The following is a 15,681-nucleotide window of genomic DNA, read 5'->3' on the forward strand; positions in this document are numbered from 1 at the left end:
CAGTATCGCTAAGGCGACGACGCGGCGCTGGACGCCCGCGGTGAATCGGCACTGGAAGCGATCACCTTCAGCAGCTGGTTGTTCACTCGGATGTGCTCACGGACGGCAGCCTCTGCGGCGATGGGGTCCCGACGGAGAACGGCAGCCGCAATTCGCTCGTGATCGCCCAACACCTCTGAATCGTTCTGTCCGTGCACGACCTCCTGCCGCTGCAGGAGACGGATCGCGTACGTCATCTCGCCCCGGATACGCTCGAAGAAGTCGTCGATCCGAGCGCTGCCGGAGAGTGCGACGACAGCCGCGTGGAAGGCAACATCAGCACGAGCGTGACGCGTAGTGTCCTGTCCGTCTGCCGCAGCCCGCCGCAGCTCGAAGAGTGCTGTCTGAACGCTGTCGACAGCAGCCTCGTCGGCATCCACAGAGCGGCGGGCACCCTCGGACTCGAGCACGGACCGCGCGGCGTAGAGATCATCGATGTCAGCCAGGGAGAACTGGCGTACCCGGGCACCTCGGTTGCGCTCGTGCGTCACAACCCCCTCGCGGGAGAGCTCGATCAACGCCTCCCTGACCGAGCGGCGCGAGGCACCGAATCGCTCCGCCAGCGGAACCTCCCGGAGCGACTCGCCCTGGCCGAATCGGAGGTCCAGGATGTCCGACCGGAGGTGATCGGCGATCGCCGTCGGTGTCACCATCGACCGGCCTCCAGCACAGCGCCCAGCGCATCGAGCAACCGCTCGGCATGCGAAACGTCGAAGACGAGTGGCGGCCGGATCTTCAGGACGTTGCCGTAACGGCCTGATGCGCTGACAAGGACCCTGCGCTCGCGCAGGCCGTTCACGACCTGTGAAGCCAGCACCGGATCAGGGGCCGTGGAACCGGCGTTTGCCGGCCGTCTGTGCCGGTCATCCCGCGAGGGATCGACGAACTCGACGGCCAGAAACAGCCCTTCCCCCCGCACCTGTCCGATCCGCTGCTCTTCTGAGGCCAGCGTCTCCAGTCCCTGCTTCAGCAGCGATCCGACAGCGGTTGCCTGCGCGAGCAGGCCCCGTTCTTCGATCTCGTCGAGAACTGCACCGGCCGCAGCGATGCTGACCGGGTTTCCACCGAAGGTATTGAAGTAGCGGACATCACGGCCGAACGCGTCGAACAGGGACTCTCGTCCGACGACGGCCGAGATCGGAATTCCGTTGCCCATCGGCTTTCCGAGCACGACCAGATCCGGTTCGACAGCGAGCCGGAGAAAGCCCCACCACTCCGAGCCGAGTCGCCCGAATCCCGGCTGAACCTCGTCGGCAATGTACAGGCCTCCCTCGCGGTGTGCCACGTCGACCGCATCCCGCAAGAAGTCACTCGGCGACGTCACCAGCCCGTCACTGGACAGAACCGAGTCGACGATGAGGGCAGAGAAGCCCACACCGCGTCGCCGCAATTCGGCTATCGCCTTCTCGACGCGGTCGGCAAACAGGGTCGCCAGCTCGCCGGGTGCCTCGCGAAGCGGATCGGGCGCCGGGACGGTGACGACATGGTGCGGAAGAAGATTGTTGGGGCCGAGGCTCGGCGAGATGGCTGCGGCAGACTGAGTCGTCCCGTGGTAGGCGTTCGCCGTGATGACGAGTCCGGTGGCACCGGTGGCGTGCGAAGCGATACGAAGTGCGAGGTCGACGGCCTCACTGCCCGTACACGCGTAGATGATCTGGCTGAGGTGCGGCGGGAAGAGGTGGAGCAGGCGCTCACTGTAATCGACGACGGAATCCGTGAGGTATCTGGTGTGTGTGTTCAACCGACCCAGTTGTCCGGCCACGGCCGCCTGCACCCGTTCATTCGAGTGACCGACCGCCGGCACGTTGTTGTAGGCATCCAGGTAGTCGAGGTCATCAGCGTCGAAAAGGAGTGCGCCATACCCTCGACTCACCGCGACGGGGCGTTCGTAGAACAGGCGATAGGGAGCTCCGAGAACCTTCTGACGGCGGGCGATGAGCGCCGCCGCGCGCGGTTCGAGCTCGACCCCGGCCGCCGGATCGAAGCTGTTGACCATATGCATCGTGTCGGCAGAATCCATGGCATCCTCCTAGATTGCTATTCAATACTATATATTGGTGACCAATCCGCGCACTTCTTGCTGTGCGCGGTCGAGAGGAAATTCATGACCAGCAGAGACGCCAGCGACGGGTCCGCTTCCGATGCAGTGGATCTGTCGACCGAAGCGGTGGCGGCGCTTGTCGCAACCCACTACGGATCTGCCATCGGGGAGCTGACCCTTCTCGGCGCCGAGAGCTCCACCGTCTGCCGGGCGCAGGCCATCGACGGCTCCGTGATGGCCGTGAAGATCTTCTGGGATCGCGCCGACTCGGCAGAGACGATCCGCTGGCAACATGAGGTCGTCTCGAGACTGGCGGAGTCCGGATTGCCGGTGGCTCGACCGATTCGAGCCGTGGACGGTGCGCTCACCGCAGTGGGGGAGGTCGATGGACGCCCTGTCCTGCTCCAGGCCTCGGAATGGCTGGTCGGAACCCCTCTCGAAGACGCTCCACCCACCACCCCCCTCCTGCGCGAGGTCGGGCGAACGGCCGCTCGGCTGCACGGCGCCCTGTTGAGAGAGAAAGCGCCGGCCGGGCTCCCCGTGCACGATTGGGAGATCACGCGCTCGCGCTCCACTATCGATGCGGCAGTGAGAGAAATCCGGTACGCCTCCGAGCATCGCTTCCCGACCGCCGAGGGATTCCCTTCGGTCGAACGCCTGCTTGCCGTCGCCGACGACGTGTGCCGCCTCCTCCGAGACTGCGTCGAACCTCTCTTGGCAACCCTCCCCAGGGCCGTGGTGCACCATGACCTGCACGATTCGAACCTGCTCGTCGGCTCGCTTCAGGACCCAGCCAGAGTGGTGGGGATACTCGACTTCGGGGACATGCTCGAGAGCGTACGGATCTCGGAGCCGATCATCGCGGCAGCGTACGCAGCCCGCAACAGCCGAGAACCCCTTGCCGCAGTGAGGGAGGTGCTCACCGGATGGTCGGAGTCCGTGCCCGTCACGGCAGCCGAGTCCACGGTCGTTCTTCCGCTGGCCGCTGCGCGACTCACCGCGAACGCCGCCGTCTGGAGTTCGCGACTCGGCTCGTCTCGGGCCGCGTATGCCGCCGCCCGCATGCGTGGTTCTGTCCGGACAGCCGAACTCCTCCTGCACGGGCTGGACGAGCGGGCTCCCCACCCGGCCTAGTCTGGAGTCGTGCAAGAACCGGTGACGCTTCAGGACATTGCCGACCGGGTCGGCGTCGCTCGCGGCACCGTGTCTTCGGCCCTCAGCGGGAAGGGCCGCATATCGGCCGAGACCAGAGACCGCATCCGCGCGACGGCCGAGGAGCTCGGGTACGTGGCGAATACGGTCGCCCGGAACCTCCGCGTGTCCCGTTCGGGATCCATCGGTCTGCACGTGCCCGACGACCCCCTCAGCTACCCGTTCTACATGGCCGTCGTGTACGGAGTGGTGACCAGGGCGCAGGAGGAGGGGATCCTGGTCACCGTCGTACCGAAGTCCATCAGCAACGACACACGCTTCGAGGATCACCTCGACGGCTTCATCGTCATCGACCCGCACGACGGCGACGAGATGGCAGCCCGACTGCTCCGGGGTCGGCGACCGGTCGTGAGCGGCGAGGCGCCGCCGGCCGATGTTCCCGCGCCCGCCGCCATCGTGACGTCGGACAACCACGCTGGGGCGACCGAACTGGTGCGGCATCTCGTCGACCGGGGTGCGCGATCCGTTCTCGGCGTCATCGCCCCGCCGGTTGCCGCGTGGTCGCGGGAGGTCGCCGCGGGCTTCCACCTCGCCGTCGAAGACTCCGGCATCCGGAGTACGACGATCATCCTCGGCCCCGACGTCGGTCCTGAGCAGATCAGCGAACAGATCGCAGCAGCCGTGACAGACGATGTGGATGCTGTTCTCTGCGCGGCCGAGGGGACCGCTCTGATCGCCCTGCAGACCCTCACGAAGATGGGCAGACGGGTCGGAGTCGATATTTTGCTGGCGAGCTGGCCCGACAGCCTCGCCCTCTCTGCCACCATTCCGTCGGTCTCATCCATCGATCTGAGAGCACGCGCCATCGGGGCGGCCTGCGTCGAGGCGTTGATCGAGGCGATAGAGGAGGCCGCCAACACCTCCGCGAACGCGCCCACCTCGACGAGAACCATCCACGTTCCCTACGAGCTGGTGCTGCGGGATTCGACCCGCCGACTGACCGGCAGGTGAATCCGGGGAAAAGTGGTGCTGGTGTTTCCAGCCGAACACATGCATAATCGATTTTGCATCGGCGCACTGCGCCCTGTGCCTCAGCCCTTCTCCGGCTGGCGTCCGCGTTTGCAAAGGAGCAAGACATGCCGACCACCTCCGCGGAATCCCCGACCACGGCGATTCCCGACAGCACCACCGCACGCACAGCACTCCGCAGCAACGCTCTCGGAGTCAGTTCCCTCGTCTTCATCGTCATCTCGGCCGCCGCCCCCCTCACGGTCATCGCCGGCATCGGCCCCCTGGCCATCCTGATCGGCGGCATCGGTGCACCGTTGGCGTACCTGATCGCCGGGCTCGTCCTCGCGATCTTCGCCGTTGCCTTCATGGCGATGACCCGGCACATCAGAGCCCTCGGCGGGTTCTACACGTACATCGCTGAATCGCTCGGCAAGGTTCTGGGTCTCGGAGCCTCGACCCTCGCCTGGTTCTCGTACAACGCGCTCCAGATCGGGCTCTACGGGCTCTTCGGTGTACAGGCCAATGGGCTGATCAAGATCGTGTCGGGCGTCGATGTGCCCTGGTGGCTGCTCGCCGCGCTCTGCATCGCGGCCGTCTATGTCGTCGCCTCCCGGGGAGTCGACGTGGGCGCGCGACTGCTCGCGGTCCTCCTTTCGGCCGAGACGCTGATTCTGCTCATCTTCGCCGTCGCGGTCTTCGCGCAGCACGGCGCAGCCGGCATCACCTTCGGTTCGTTCGACCCCGCCACGCTGATGAACCCAGGGATGCTCGCCATCCTCGGGTTCGCCTTCGCCGCCTTCATGGGCTTCGAATCGACCGTTCTCTACCGCGCCGAGGCTCGCCGACCCGACATCACCATTCCCCGCGCCACGTACATCTCCGTCATCTTCATGGGACTGTTCTACGCTTTCATCATCTGGGCGATCATCATCGCGCTGGGTGAAGCGAACGCCGTCGCCGGTGCCGCCGATGACTCCGCGACCCTCGTCTTCCGGCTGGCCGCCCAGTATCTCGGCCCCTGGGCTGAGATCACCATGTACGTGTTGGTCGTGACGAGCGTCTTCGCAGCCCAGCTCGCGTTTCACAACGCCATCAATCGCTACTCCTTCGCTCTGGCACGCGATGGCGTGTTCCCCCGGGCGCTCTTCCGCACCGGTGCGACGACAGGAGCTCCCTGGCCGGCCGGGCTCGTGCAGACCGTGCTCGCCGCGGTCGTGGTCGGGCTCTTCGCCGCGGTGGGGGCAGACCCCTACCTGCAGCTCGTGCTGTGGGTGAATGGGCCGGGCGCCATCGGCATCGTTGCTCTGCAGGCCCTGACCTCGGTCGCGGTCGTCGTGTTCTTCGTCCGCCATCGCAACATAGCGCGTGCCTGGTACGTCCTTCCCGCAGCCGTCCTCAGTGCCCTCGCGATGCTCGCTCTGCTGACGGCCCTCATCGGAACACTCGACCTGCTCACGGCAGCGGGGCCGGTCGTCAACACCATCCTCATCTCCGCCGTCACCGCTTCGTTCATCATCGGCGCCGTGCTCGCGTCGGTGTGGCGGCGAACCCGTCCGTCCGTCTACGCCCGCATCGGCGGCACTGAGGAGATCGCTTCATGACAACATTCGCACCGGCCGACATCGTCATCTTCGGCTCGATCATCACGCCCGAAACCCTTGCTGGCGGTGCGCGGGCCGGCTACGTCGCGGTACGTGACGGAATCATCGTCGGAGTCGGCGAGCGCTCGATGGGCGCCGCCCCCGCAGCATCCGCCAGGCGGGTGATCGACCTCGGATCCGCTTCCGTGACCTCCGGTCTGGTGGATGCCCACATCCACCCCATTGCCGGCTACGAAATGACGCGTGGTGTCGATCTCACCGGAATCCGCACCTGGGACGGGGTGCGCGACGCTCTCCGCGCGGAGGTGGCCGAACACCCGGACGGCTGGGTGGCCGGCTGGGGCTTCGACCCGACGGCATTCGAGGGACGCGCCTGGTCGAATGACATCCTCGACGGTATCGCGGATGATCGACTGCTGCAGTTCACGTTCTTCGATGCGCACGCCTCGCTCGTGTCGCAGCCCGTTCTGGACCTCGTCGGCATCACAGGTGCCGAGACGTTCGCCGACGCCGGTTCGGTCGGACTCCGGCCGTCGGGGAAACCGAGCGGGGTGTTGTACGAGAACTCGGCCCAGGGACTGGTGCATTCGTTCATCCCCGAGGTGTCGCGCGAGGATCGCGTGGAGGCCCTGCGCACCCTGTTCGACGGCATGGCAGAAACCGGCCTGACCTCCGGCCAGATGCTGGACTTCGCCTTGCCCGACAGTCTGGACATCCTCGACGACCTGGAGAACAGCAGCGACCTGTCGATCCGGCTGCGAGTCTCGCCGTGGCTGCAGCCGGGCGCCGGCCAGGCACGGCTCGAGGAACTGCTTCAGATGCAGGGACGGCACGGCCGACGATGGCACGTGCGCGGGGTGAAGCTGATCATCGACGGAACGATCGACAACAGCACGGCCTGGCTGTTCGAACCCGACAGCCAGGGCCGCTCGACCTCGTCGCTCTGGCTCCACCCCGACGAGTACGTCCGGGCGCTCTCGTACTTCGACTCCCACGGAGTACCGACGACCACGCATGCCATCGGAGACAAAGGCGTATCGTTCGTGGCCAGGGCGATCCGCGACAACACCGCCGGCGTGCTCACCCACCGCATCGAACACATCGAGACTCTCCCCGACGACGTTCTGGCCGAGATCGCGGAATCCCACGCCTCGACGAGCATGCAACCGACCCACTGCACACACTTCGTGCGCGCTGACGGCACCGACAACTGGTCGGAGCGTCTCGGGCCCGAACGGGCAGCGCGAGGATGGCGCATCCGGGACCTGCGCGACAACGGCATCACCGTCGCCCTCGGTTCCGACTGGCCGATCGCCCCCTACGACCCGAAAGCGATCATGGTCTCAGCGCGGCTCCGCCGGGTTGCCGGCAGTCCGGAAGCCGAGCCGGTCGGAGCCGACCAGACGATCTCCGCGGCGCGGGCGCTGGAGGGGTACACGTCACAGTACTGGCAATCGGTGGGCGAGCCGGGTGGTCAGATCGTCGAGGGCGCTCGCGCCGATCTCGCAGCCTTCGATCGGGATCCTCTCGGCGACGCCGATGCCTTCGCCGAGGCGGCCGTCCTGCTCACGATGATCGACGGAGAGATCGTGGTCGACCACACATGACCCCCACGTCGATGACCGTTCCGCCCGTGCCGTCGCTCACCCGGTGCTTCGACGTGGTGGTGCACCTGGGCCCGATCGAGGATCACGGCCCGACGCGGGTCGGTCATCGACGTGTGGTGCCGATCTCCGGCGGTGAGATCACCGGCGACATCGAGGCGACAGTGCTTCCCGGGGGCGCCGACTGGCAGGTGGTGCGCCCCGACGGCACCGTCGAACTGGATGCGCGCTACTCTGCCAGAACGCGAGGTGGAGGGTTGGTCCTCATCCACGCTGCCGGCGTTCGAACCGGCACGCCGAAGACACTCCAGGCCCTCCTCGACGGATCGGAGGTCGCCCCGGACTCGTACTACTTCCGCACCCAGATCACGCTCGAATGCGCTCACGACCCGGAACTGGAGAGACGACTCTTCATCGGTTCGTGTCTTCGAACGCGAGACGCCGTGCGGTACGTCGCCTACCGGGTCGACTAAGACCGCCCCGTCACTCGGGAGCCGAGTACGTTCGCTCTCCCCGGCGCCAGGTCCCTCGCACCCGCGCCTCCGTGATGCGCTCGGGCGCGACCTCCCGGATGTCCCGGTCCAGCCAGACCAGGTCGGCGCGGAAGCCTGCCCCCAAGGCACCTCGTGTCTTCTCGTCTCCTGCCTGATAGGCGACGCCGGCTGTGGCGGCATCCAGCGCGTGGTGCACACTGATGCGCTCTGCGGGATACCACCCCTCCGACGGCTGTCCCTCCGCGTTCTGGCGCGTCACCGCTGTCTGGATGCCGGAGATGACGTCGGGAGCGGCCACAGGCCAGTCGCTGCCGAAGCTGATTCGCGCTCCGGCCTGCAGGGCTGACCGGATGCGGTACTGGAGTTCTCTTTCTGCACCCAGTCGAGGCAGGGTCAGTTTCGCCATCACATCGTCGAGGGCCGCCCACTGCGGCTGGAAACAGATCGTCACGTCGAGAGACGCAAGACGGGCAAGGTCCTCGGGATCGATCACCTGGGCATGCGCGATGGTGAGTCGTCTCCCTCGGCGGAGGCTCTCGCGGATGGCCTCCGCAGCGTCGATGGCGCTGCGGACCGCAGCGTCCCCGATGGCGTGGAGGTGCACATCGAACCCGGCACGATCGCACTCGACGACGGCGTCGACGAGCCGTTCCGGAGGCCAGTTGGCGATGCCCCTGTGCGAGGCATCGTGGTAGCACTCGAGCATCTGGGCCGTGTGGGTCTCAATGATTCCGTCGACGAAGAACTTGATCGTCCGTGCGGTGAGGCCCTCCACGTCGTCGAACGAACGGGCGGCCGCGACGATGGCGCCCAGCTGGCCGGGCCAGAGACCCGGGTCGGCTCGAAGGGCGAGGTCGAAATCGACGGACAGTCTCTCCGACCGGCCGGCGGCGATCCAGGCCGGAATCTGGTCGAGCTCCGTCCACGCTTCCTGCGCCCAGGCGATCCCGCGTTCGGCGAGGCGTTCACTGGCCCACACGATCGACTCCACGTCGTCTTCGATTCTCGGCTGCGGAGCGCGACCGAGAACCAGATCGATGGCGGGGCGCTCGATGAGAGTACCCAGCGGCGAACCATCCGGCCGGCGAGCGATCCGACCGGAAGCGGGATCTGCGGTGGCCGACGTGATTCCCGCCGCCTCCAGGGCAGCGGTGTTGACCCAGACCGTGTGGTAGTCCCACGAGTGGAGGACGATGGGCCGGTCCCGGTCTGCCGCGTCGAGCCATCGCGCATCGAACAGGCCGCCGTCGACGATGGTGGCATCGTAGCTTCCACCGATCAGCCAGGGCTGCCAAGAGTTCTCCGACCAGTCCGCGACCCGGCGCACGATCTCGTTCACACTGGCCGCATCACGCAGCTGTGGCCCCGCCAGTTCCCGGCCTGCGAGAAGCGGATGAACGTGGCCGTCGCCGAACGCAGGGAGAAGAAGACCGCCTTCGAGATCGATGGTGACAGCTTCTGCCGGGACGTGCGTACCCGCCTCAGCGACCACTCCGTCGACCACGAGCAGTTCATCTGCAGTGTCGGTCGTACTGTCCAAGCGGATCGTTCCGCCGTAGAACAACACAGCACTCATGTTGCCTCCTCGAGTTCGGGGTGCCGTAAAACATACGGTGTTTGTTTATTTTAGGGCCGCCTCACAGAAGGAAACCCCGAATGGAGAGTCGCCCCGCTAGAGCGCCCTGAGTTCCAGAAGCCCCCGCACGAGCCCTCGCAGTCCGAGCTCGAACGCCGGTCCGGCGACCGGGTCGTTCTGATCGACTGCCTTCAGGGCACTGAACGCACGGAAGAAGGCAGGGAACTCGGCCTCCTGGCCCCGTGGGTTGAACAGGACGGTCGGGCCGGACATGTCGAGGACCGATCCGAGGATGAACGATTCGAGGGCAGTGAGAACGGGAAGGATGTCAGAATCAGCCCAACCCGCTCGGTTCGCCGCAAGGGTGAACTGTTCGTACACCCTCAGGATGACAGGCGAGGTGGAGACCTGTGATGTCAGCAGAGGGATGACCCGGGGATGGGCGGCGAACGCCGACCGGTAGGAGTGCGCCCACGAGATGACTGCATCTGCCCAGGGCTCTGTGACGAAGGCCTCCCCGTCGATGCTGGCAGAAATGATGCCCCGGATCTCCTCGATCACGTCGACACGACTCTCCACGTGGTTGTAGAGCGACGAGGGGTTGACGTCGAGATCTCGGGCGATCCGGCGCATCACCAGGGCATCCGGCCCCTCGCGGTCGACGAGCCGCAGCGCCGTCTCCACGATGAGCGCACGGGAGAGCAGCGGTTCGCTCGGTCTTCCCACTGGTCGATTCCCTTCGGCGCCGCACGACTACACGGCTGTCACCGTCGCTGCGGAAGCGCCGGAGAGCCTTCGCTCCGCTCTACATCTTCCACCTTTTCCACTGCCCGCTTTCCGAGTTTCGCCCACGACGACCGGATCACCCGCTGGATCGACGAGTCCAGGGCGACGGCGAGGATGAGCGTTGCTCCGACAAGCACCGTCTGGAGGAACGGCGACGCCTGGAGGAAGACGAGCCCGGTTCGCAGCACGCGGAAGAACAGCAGCCCCGCGACGATCCCACTGATCCGCCCGACTCCACCCTCGAACGCCACACCACCGAGCAGAACGACGGTCAGAGCGTCGAGTTCCATCCCGACGCCGATCGTCGGGCTGGCGGACTGCACCTTGGCGGCCAGCATGATGCCGGCGAAGGCGGCCACGACACCCGACATGACGAAGAGGATGAACCGGGTGCGGGGGACATTCACTCCCATCAGCCGCGAGGCACGCTGGCTGCCGCCGACCGCGAGGATCTGCTTGCCGAACGTGGTCCGGTTCAACAGGTACCAGGCAGCGACGATCGCCACGACGAGGATGACGATCTGCACGGGCACCGGGCCGACGGCGGCGGTTCCGATCTCTCGGAAGGAATCGGGGAGTTCGCTCCGCGGCACGGTCTTGCCACCGGAGACGAGCATGGCCAGACCGCCCCAGACACTCAGCGCACCCAGGGTGACGACGAACGAGTTGAGGCCGAGATACGAGACCAGGAAACCATTGAGACAGCCCGCCACAAGCCCGACGAACAGCCCGGCGGCGATGCCGAGCACAGTCGATCCTGTCGACGACATGACGAGGCCGGCGGTCACAGCAGACGCAGAAGCGACCGAGCCGACCGACAGGTCGATCGTGCCCGACATCACCAGGAAGCCCAGCGCGAGAGCCACCAGACCCAGCTCAGAAGCCTGCGTCAGGATGTTCTGGCCGTTGTTCAGGGAGAGGAAGTTAGGGTTCAGCACGGTGAAGAGGATGATCAGCGCAAGCAGAGCAATGAATATGCCATTGCGCGCAAGGAAGATCTTGACGTTTCCGAGGTTCATTCGTTCGCTGCTTTCGGTGTGGGTTCTGTCGGGGCTGCAAGCGCGAGCAGGGCGCTGAGGAGGTCTTCGTTGAACTCAGGAGTGCGGGGCACTGAGGTGGTGCGCTCGCCGACCACCACGTAGCTGCGGTCGCACATACTGGCGATCTCGTCTGATTCGGCCGAACAGACCAGCACAGCGGCACCCGCAGCGGCCGCGGCTCGCACAGCATCGACGATGTCGAGACGCGCACCCACGTCGACTCCCTGGGTGGGCTGGGCCATCACCAGAACGTCTGGGGGACTCGGGTACATCCATCGCGCCAGCAGATGCTTCTGCCGGTTCCCGCCGCTGTACTGCGAGATCTCGGCACGCGCGTCCGGGCCGAGGATGTTCAGTTCGCGCCTGGCGCGATCGTAGATCTCCCCGCCCGTTCTCGGGGTGACCCACCAGGAGGAACCGACGCCGTGACCGAACCACGGCAACAGGACGTTGTCGATGGCGCTCTGGCCACCGAGCAGCCCGTCCGTGTCCCGATCCGGCGGCACGCTGTGCACACGGCGCCGCAGCGCCGTCCGGGGCGAATCGATCTCGACCTCCGTTCCGTCGAGCACACACAGGATCGGAGTGTCCGCGCCACCGAGACGGGCCGCGAGGTCGAACTGCTCCCCTCCCGCCATGCCGAACACGCCCACCACCTCCCCCGCTCGTGCGCTGACTCCGTAGGAGGGGACGGCAATGCGTTCGGCACCCGGCTTGCTGTAGGCGAGATTCACTTCCCGGAGGTCCGGCACGAGCGCCTCGGCGATCGTCGCGGGAGTGAACTCCGAGGTGGGCCGGTCGACGGCCAGCCTCCCCCCGCGAAGCACGATCGCACGGGTGCAGATGTCCAGGATGTCCGGCAGCCGATGCGAGACGTACACCACCGCAACGCCCTCAGCCGCCAGGCGCCTGATCAGACCGTGCAACGCTACGGTCTCCCTCTTGCCGAGCGCTGCGGTCGGCTCATCCAGGAGCAGCAGGCGCATGTCGCTGCCCAGCATGCCACGGGCGAGGTCGACGAGCTGGCGCTGGCCGAGGCTCAGGGCGGCCACGGGCAGGTCGAGGTCGGCGCTCGAACCGACCCGATCGAGCGCCTCCTGAGCGCGAATCCGCAATTCTCTGCGGGTGCCCCCCGGGCGCGCGAGGAACAGATTGTCGAACACCGTCAGGTTCGGCACGAGTGCCGGTTCCTGGTGGATGACGGTGATCCCCCGGGCGGCCGCCCCGGCGGGCGTGATGACCGGGCCGAGTACCGCGCCGTCGAGCAGCACCGATCCGCTGCTGGCGGGGATGACGCCGGAGACCACGTTGAAGAGGGTCGTCTTGCCGGCGCCGTTGTGGCCGAGCAGACCGACGATCTCCCCCGGAGCGATGGCGATGTCGACGTCTGCGAGCGCCGTCGTGGCTCCGAACTCCACGGTCAGGCCGATGAGTTCGAGCCGGGGCGGAGCGCCCTGGCCGACACGGGCGGTGTCGGCCAGGGCTGAAGAAGGACTCACTGGTTGGCCAGAAGGAATGACTCCGCGTTCTCCGGGGTCACCTGAGTGGAACTGATCGTCACATCTTTCAGCGGCTTGCCGTCCGCCGCGTCGATGAGCATCTGGGCATTCGCCTCACCGAGCTGACGCGCGGGAAGAATGTAGACCAGCCGCCAGAACGACTGCGGGTCCTTAACGATGTTGAGGATGTCGTCGGTTGCATCGACGTTGCCGAGGAGCACGTCAGAGGCGTGAGGGTCGACGCCCGAATCGATGAGCGCCTGGTACGCACCGAGAGCCGGATCGTTGCCCATCGACAACCAGACCTTGGTGTTGGGCTGGGCGGTGAGCTGGTTCTGCACCGCTGCGTAACCGTCGTCGAGGCTGATCACCGAGCTCTCATTGAGGGAGACATTCGCTCCAGCAGCCTGGAGTCCCTCCACGATGCCCTCGGTTCGCTCGCGGCCGAGGTCGGTGTCGCGGTAGCCGAGCAGAGCGACCGGAACAGGGGTGCCGGAGCCGTACTTCTCGACGATCCACTTGCCCGCATCAGTGCCGAGCCGGAGACCATCGGCGTGGTTGTCGATGAGCACGCTGGCAGTGGTGCCCTCCCAGGCGCTGGCGTAGCCGAGCACGGGGATGCCGGCGGCGTCGGCCTGACCGGTGACGGCGACGGTGGAGTCGGACTGCACGGGGTAACCCATGATGGCCTTGACGTCGCCACGGGCGACCCAGGATTCCCAGTCACTGACTTGGGTCTGGATCTTCCACGCCGGGTCGTCGACCAGGAACTGGTAGCCCGCGGTCTCCACCATCGGCTTCATGAAGGTGAGCATGTCGTTCCAGATCTGGATGTCGAGGCCACCGAAGCTCATGGCGACCGCGCCCTTACCGGAGCCGACGCTGGCGTCGGTGGTGGTCGCGGTGCTGCCTGCTTGGCTCGAGCACCCCGTGGCGAGCAGAACGATGCCGCTGATGACGGCTGCTGCTCGGAGCAGGTTTCGGGATTTCACAGTGATTCCTCCTGGTGTCGTGGCTGTTTCGTGTGGGTGTTGATTGGATAACATACAGTGTTTGTTTTTCCGGAAACAAGCATGGATGTTACGATCTGGTTTCACATAACAAACACTGTTGGCTTTAGCCGCGGTGCAGTGAGGGGATCAGCGTGAAAACAGAGAGCCCGACGAGCACGGTCGACCCGAAACAGAAGGCCGACGTCCTGCTGGTGGCTACCGCGATCGAGACCTTCGCCGCCGTCGATGCGCCCAGCTCCGACGGACACAGCCGGCCCACGGCGCTGCCGACGGCGTGCGCCATCGTGGCCGGCCGCGTGTTGGCAGTGGGCGATGAGGCCTCCCTCTCGGGACTCGTCGGCCCCGACACCGTCGTTCAGCGTTTCGATGGCGTCATCTTCCCCGGGCTCACCGATGCCCACATCCACCCCGTCTGGGGTGCTCTCGGACTCGCCCGTGGCGTCGATCTGACCGATGTCGGCCCCCTCTCCCGGGTCGTGGACACTGTCGAGCGCTACGCTGCCACCCTCGGTCCGGCGGAATGGGTGCTGGGATATGGGCTCGATCCCAATGTCTTCACGGGCCACATCGGCGGCGAATCCCTGTCGATGGGCGAATTGGAGCACCGGCCGGTGATGCTGCGGATGAGAGATGTGCATTCCGTTGTGGCGAACGCCGAGGCGATCCGCGCGGCTGGCATCACCGGAACCGAGACGTTCGACGACCGATCGTCGATACCGACAGGCGTCGAGGGCCGGCCGACCGGACACCTCCTCGAGCTGAGCGCGATGGCTCTCCTGGAGGCGGCCATTCCCCTGCAATCGACAGAGACGCAGGCCGACAACGTCTTCTCGGTCTTCGAGGAGATGGCCTCCCGGGGTCTCACGGGAGGCCACATGATGGACTTCTTCGACCCGGCCCTCGCTGTGCTGACACGAATCGAACAGACCCGCGAGCTGCCGATCCGCCTGCGCTGCTCACCGATGTGCCCGCCCGACTCGCCCCGCAGAGTCTGGGAGGAGATCGCCGAACAGCAGGGTACAGGCGGGCGGCGGTGGCACATCGAGGGGGTCAAGTTCATGATCGATGGCACTGTGGACGGCGGGACCGCGTGGCTCGACACCCCAGATGCTTTCGGCGAGAGCACCAGCTCGATCTGGACCGACACCGACCTCTACAGAGAGGCGATCAGGTACTTCATCTCCAAGGGCATCCCCACCGCCACCCACGCCATCGGCGAAGCAGGCGTGCGGTTCGCGCTCGAGACTCTCCGCGACGCGGGGGCGTCGTCGTCAGGCGTACCGCATCGCATCGAGCACATCGAAACCGTGCCCGACGACGTGGTGGACCTCTTCGCGGCCGTCGGGGCCATCGCGAGCATGCAGCCCATCCACGGCACCCACCACACGCGTGCAGACCGCAGCGACAACTGGTCGGTGCGGGTGGGGCCCGAGCGCGCAGCCCACGGGTGGAGGTGCCGAGACCTGCGGGACCGCGGCATCCCGCTGGCTCTCGGCTCGGACTGGCCTGTCACACCGGTCGACCCTCGGGCCATGATGGCCGATGCCCAGCTCCGGCGACCTGTCGCCTCACCCGAGATCGATCCGGTGCAGCCGGAACAGGCACTCACCGTCCGGATGGCGTACGAAGGCTATACGACCCATGCGGCGCTGGCAGCCGGTCACGAGAATCGCCAGGGCCGTATCCTGCCCGGCTTCGACGCGGACTTCACGATCTTCGAATCCCACCCGTTCAGCCTGTCCCCCGAGGCCCAGGCAACCAATCGCATAGTCGCGACCTGTCTGGCAGGTGAGCTCCGCCTGGCACCCTGACGCCGCCCGCGGGC

General features: G+C 66.4%; 13 protein-coding genes. 6 read left to right on the forward strand and 7 right to left on the reverse strand.

Going from position 1 to position 15,681, the window contains the following annotated elements:
• Positions 1-8: 8 nt before the first annotated feature.
• Both B7R21_RS17530 and B7R21_RS17535 read right to left on the reverse strand, forming a co-directional pair.
• Positions 9-692: a GntR family transcriptional regulator gene (locus B7R21_RS17530; protein ID WP_116284554.1), complete on the reverse strand. Its 684-nt coding sequence runs from the start codon at positions 690-692 to the stop codon at positions 9-11.
• A complete protein-coding gene (locus B7R21_RS17535; protein WP_253259891.1) occupies positions 686-2,059 on the reverse strand; it encodes an aspartate aminotransferase family protein in 1,374 nt (457 codons plus the stop codon). Before B7R21_RS17535 ends, B7R21_RS17530 begins: the two co-directional genes overlap by 7 nt.
• 84 nt (positions 2,060-2,143) lie before the next feature.
• On the opposite strand from B7R21_RS17535, the gene B7R21_RS17540 reads away from it, so the two are divergent.
• The 5 genes from B7R21_RS17540 (at position 2,144) to B7R21_RS17560 (ending at position 7,921) form a co-directional block, all read left to right on the forward strand.
• The gene (locus B7R21_RS17540) at positions 2,144-3,214 is read left to right on the forward strand and encodes a phosphotransferase enzyme family protein (RefSeq protein ID WP_172592259.1); all 1,071 of its coding nucleotides are present in this window, start codon (positions 2,144-2,146) and stop codon (positions 3,212-3,214) included.
• 9 nt (positions 3,215-3,223) lie between these two features.
• Entirely contained in the window at positions 3,224-4,243 is a 1,020-nt protein-coding gene (locus tag B7R21_RS17545) for a LacI family DNA-binding transcriptional regulator (RefSeq protein ID WP_116284557.1), read from the forward strand.
• A gap of 125 nt (positions 4,244-4,368) precedes the next feature.
• A complete protein-coding gene (locus B7R21_RS17550) occupies positions 4,369-5,844 on the forward strand; it encodes an APC family permease (protein ID WP_116284558.1) in 1,476 nt (491 codons plus the stop codon).
• Positions 5,841-7,451: an amidohydrolase gene (locus tag B7R21_RS17555; RefSeq protein WP_116284559.1), complete on the forward strand. Its 1,611-nt coding sequence runs from the start codon at positions 5,841-5,843 to the stop codon at positions 7,449-7,451. The genes B7R21_RS17550 and B7R21_RS17555 overlap by 4 nt, the downstream gene beginning before the upstream one ends.
• Positions 7,448-7,921, forward strand: a complete 474-nt coding sequence (locus tag B7R21_RS17560) for a DUF3237 domain-containing protein (protein ID WP_253259892.1) — start codon at positions 7,448-7,450, stop codon at positions 7,919-7,921. Before B7R21_RS17555 ends, B7R21_RS17560 begins: the two co-directional genes overlap by 4 nt.
• A 10-nt stretch (positions 7,922-7,931) precedes the next feature.
• Here the strand turns inward: B7R21_RS17560 and B7R21_RS17565 are convergent, their stop codons facing one another.
• The 5 genes from B7R21_RS17565 to B7R21_RS17585 form a co-directional block, all read right to left on the reverse strand.
• Complete coding sequence (locus B7R21_RS17565; RefSeq protein ID WP_116284560.1) at positions 7,932-9,518, reverse strand: amidohydrolase; 1,587 nt, start codon at positions 9,516-9,518, stop codon at positions 7,932-7,934.
• Positions 9,519-9,614: 96 nt separating this feature from the next.
• Entirely contained in the window at positions 9,615-10,244 is a 630-nt protein-coding gene (locus B7R21_RS17570) for a TetR/AcrR family transcriptional regulator (RefSeq protein WP_116284561.1), read from the reverse strand.
• Between the two features lie 38 nt (positions 10,245-10,282).
• Positions 10,283-11,323, reverse strand: coding sequence for an ABC transporter permease (locus B7R21_RS17575; RefSeq protein ID WP_116284562.1), 1,041 nt, complete (start codon positions 11,321-11,323; stop codon positions 10,283-10,285).
• The gene (locus tag B7R21_RS17580; RefSeq protein ID WP_253259893.1) at positions 11,320-12,843 is read right to left on the reverse strand and encodes an ATP-binding cassette domain-containing protein; all 1,524 of its coding nucleotides are present in this window, start codon (positions 12,841-12,843) and stop codon (positions 11,320-11,322) included. Before B7R21_RS17580 ends, B7R21_RS17575 begins: the two co-directional genes overlap by 4 nt.
• Positions 12,840-13,835, reverse strand: a complete 996-nt coding sequence (locus tag B7R21_RS17585; RefSeq protein ID WP_253259894.1) for a sugar ABC transporter substrate-binding protein — start codon at positions 13,833-13,835, stop codon at positions 12,840-12,842. Before B7R21_RS17585 ends, B7R21_RS17580 begins: the two co-directional genes overlap by 4 nt.
• 152 nt (positions 13,836-13,987) lie before the next feature.
• Between B7R21_RS17585 and B7R21_RS17590 the strand changes: the two genes are divergently transcribed.
• A complete protein-coding gene (locus tag B7R21_RS17590) occupies positions 13,988-15,667 on the forward strand; it encodes an amidohydrolase (protein WP_116284564.1) in 1,680 nt (559 codons plus the stop codon).
• Positions 15,668-15,681: the final 14 nt, after the last annotated feature.

Origin of the sequence: Subtercola boreus (assembly GCF_003399625.1) — a bacterium.
Taxonomy (GTDB): Bacteria; Actinomycetota; Actinomycetes; order Actinomycetales; family Microbacteriaceae; genus Subtercola; species Subtercola boreus_C.

What these genes read in the sequence shown, in the direction of transcription:
- B7R21_RS17540 (WP_172592259.1), top strand. Translation starts at nt 2,144, where the DNA reads ATGACCAGCAGAGACGCCAGCGACGGGTCCGCTTCCGATGCAGTGGAT.
- B7R21_RS17550 (WP_116284558.1), top strand. Translation starts at nt 4,369, where the DNA reads ATGCCGACCACCTCCGCGGAATCCCCGACCACGGCGATTCCCGACAGC.
- B7R21_RS17535 (WP_253259891.1), bottom strand. Translation starts at nt 2,059, where the DNA reads ATGGATTCTGCCGACACGATGCATATGGTCAACAGCTTCGATCCGGCG.
- B7R21_RS17575 (WP_116284562.1), bottom strand. Translation starts at nt 11,323, where the DNA reads ATGAACCTCGGAAACGTCAAGATCTTCCTTGCGCGCAATGGCATATTC.
- B7R21_RS17560 (WP_253259892.1), top strand. Translation starts at nt 7,448, where the DNA reads ATGACCCCCACGTCGATGACCGTTCCGCCCGTGCCGTCGCTCACCCGG.
- B7R21_RS17565 (WP_116284560.1), bottom strand. Translation starts at nt 9,518, where the DNA reads ATGAGTGCTGTGTTGTTCTACGGCGGAACGATCCGCTTGGACAGTACG.
- B7R21_RS17530 (WP_116284554.1), bottom strand. Translation starts at nt 692, where the DNA reads ATGGTGACACCGACGGCGATCGCCGATCACCTCCGGTCGGACATCCTG.
- B7R21_RS17555 (WP_116284559.1), top strand. Translation starts at nt 5,841, where the DNA reads ATGACAACATTCGCACCGGCCGACATCGTCATCTTCGGCTCGATCATC.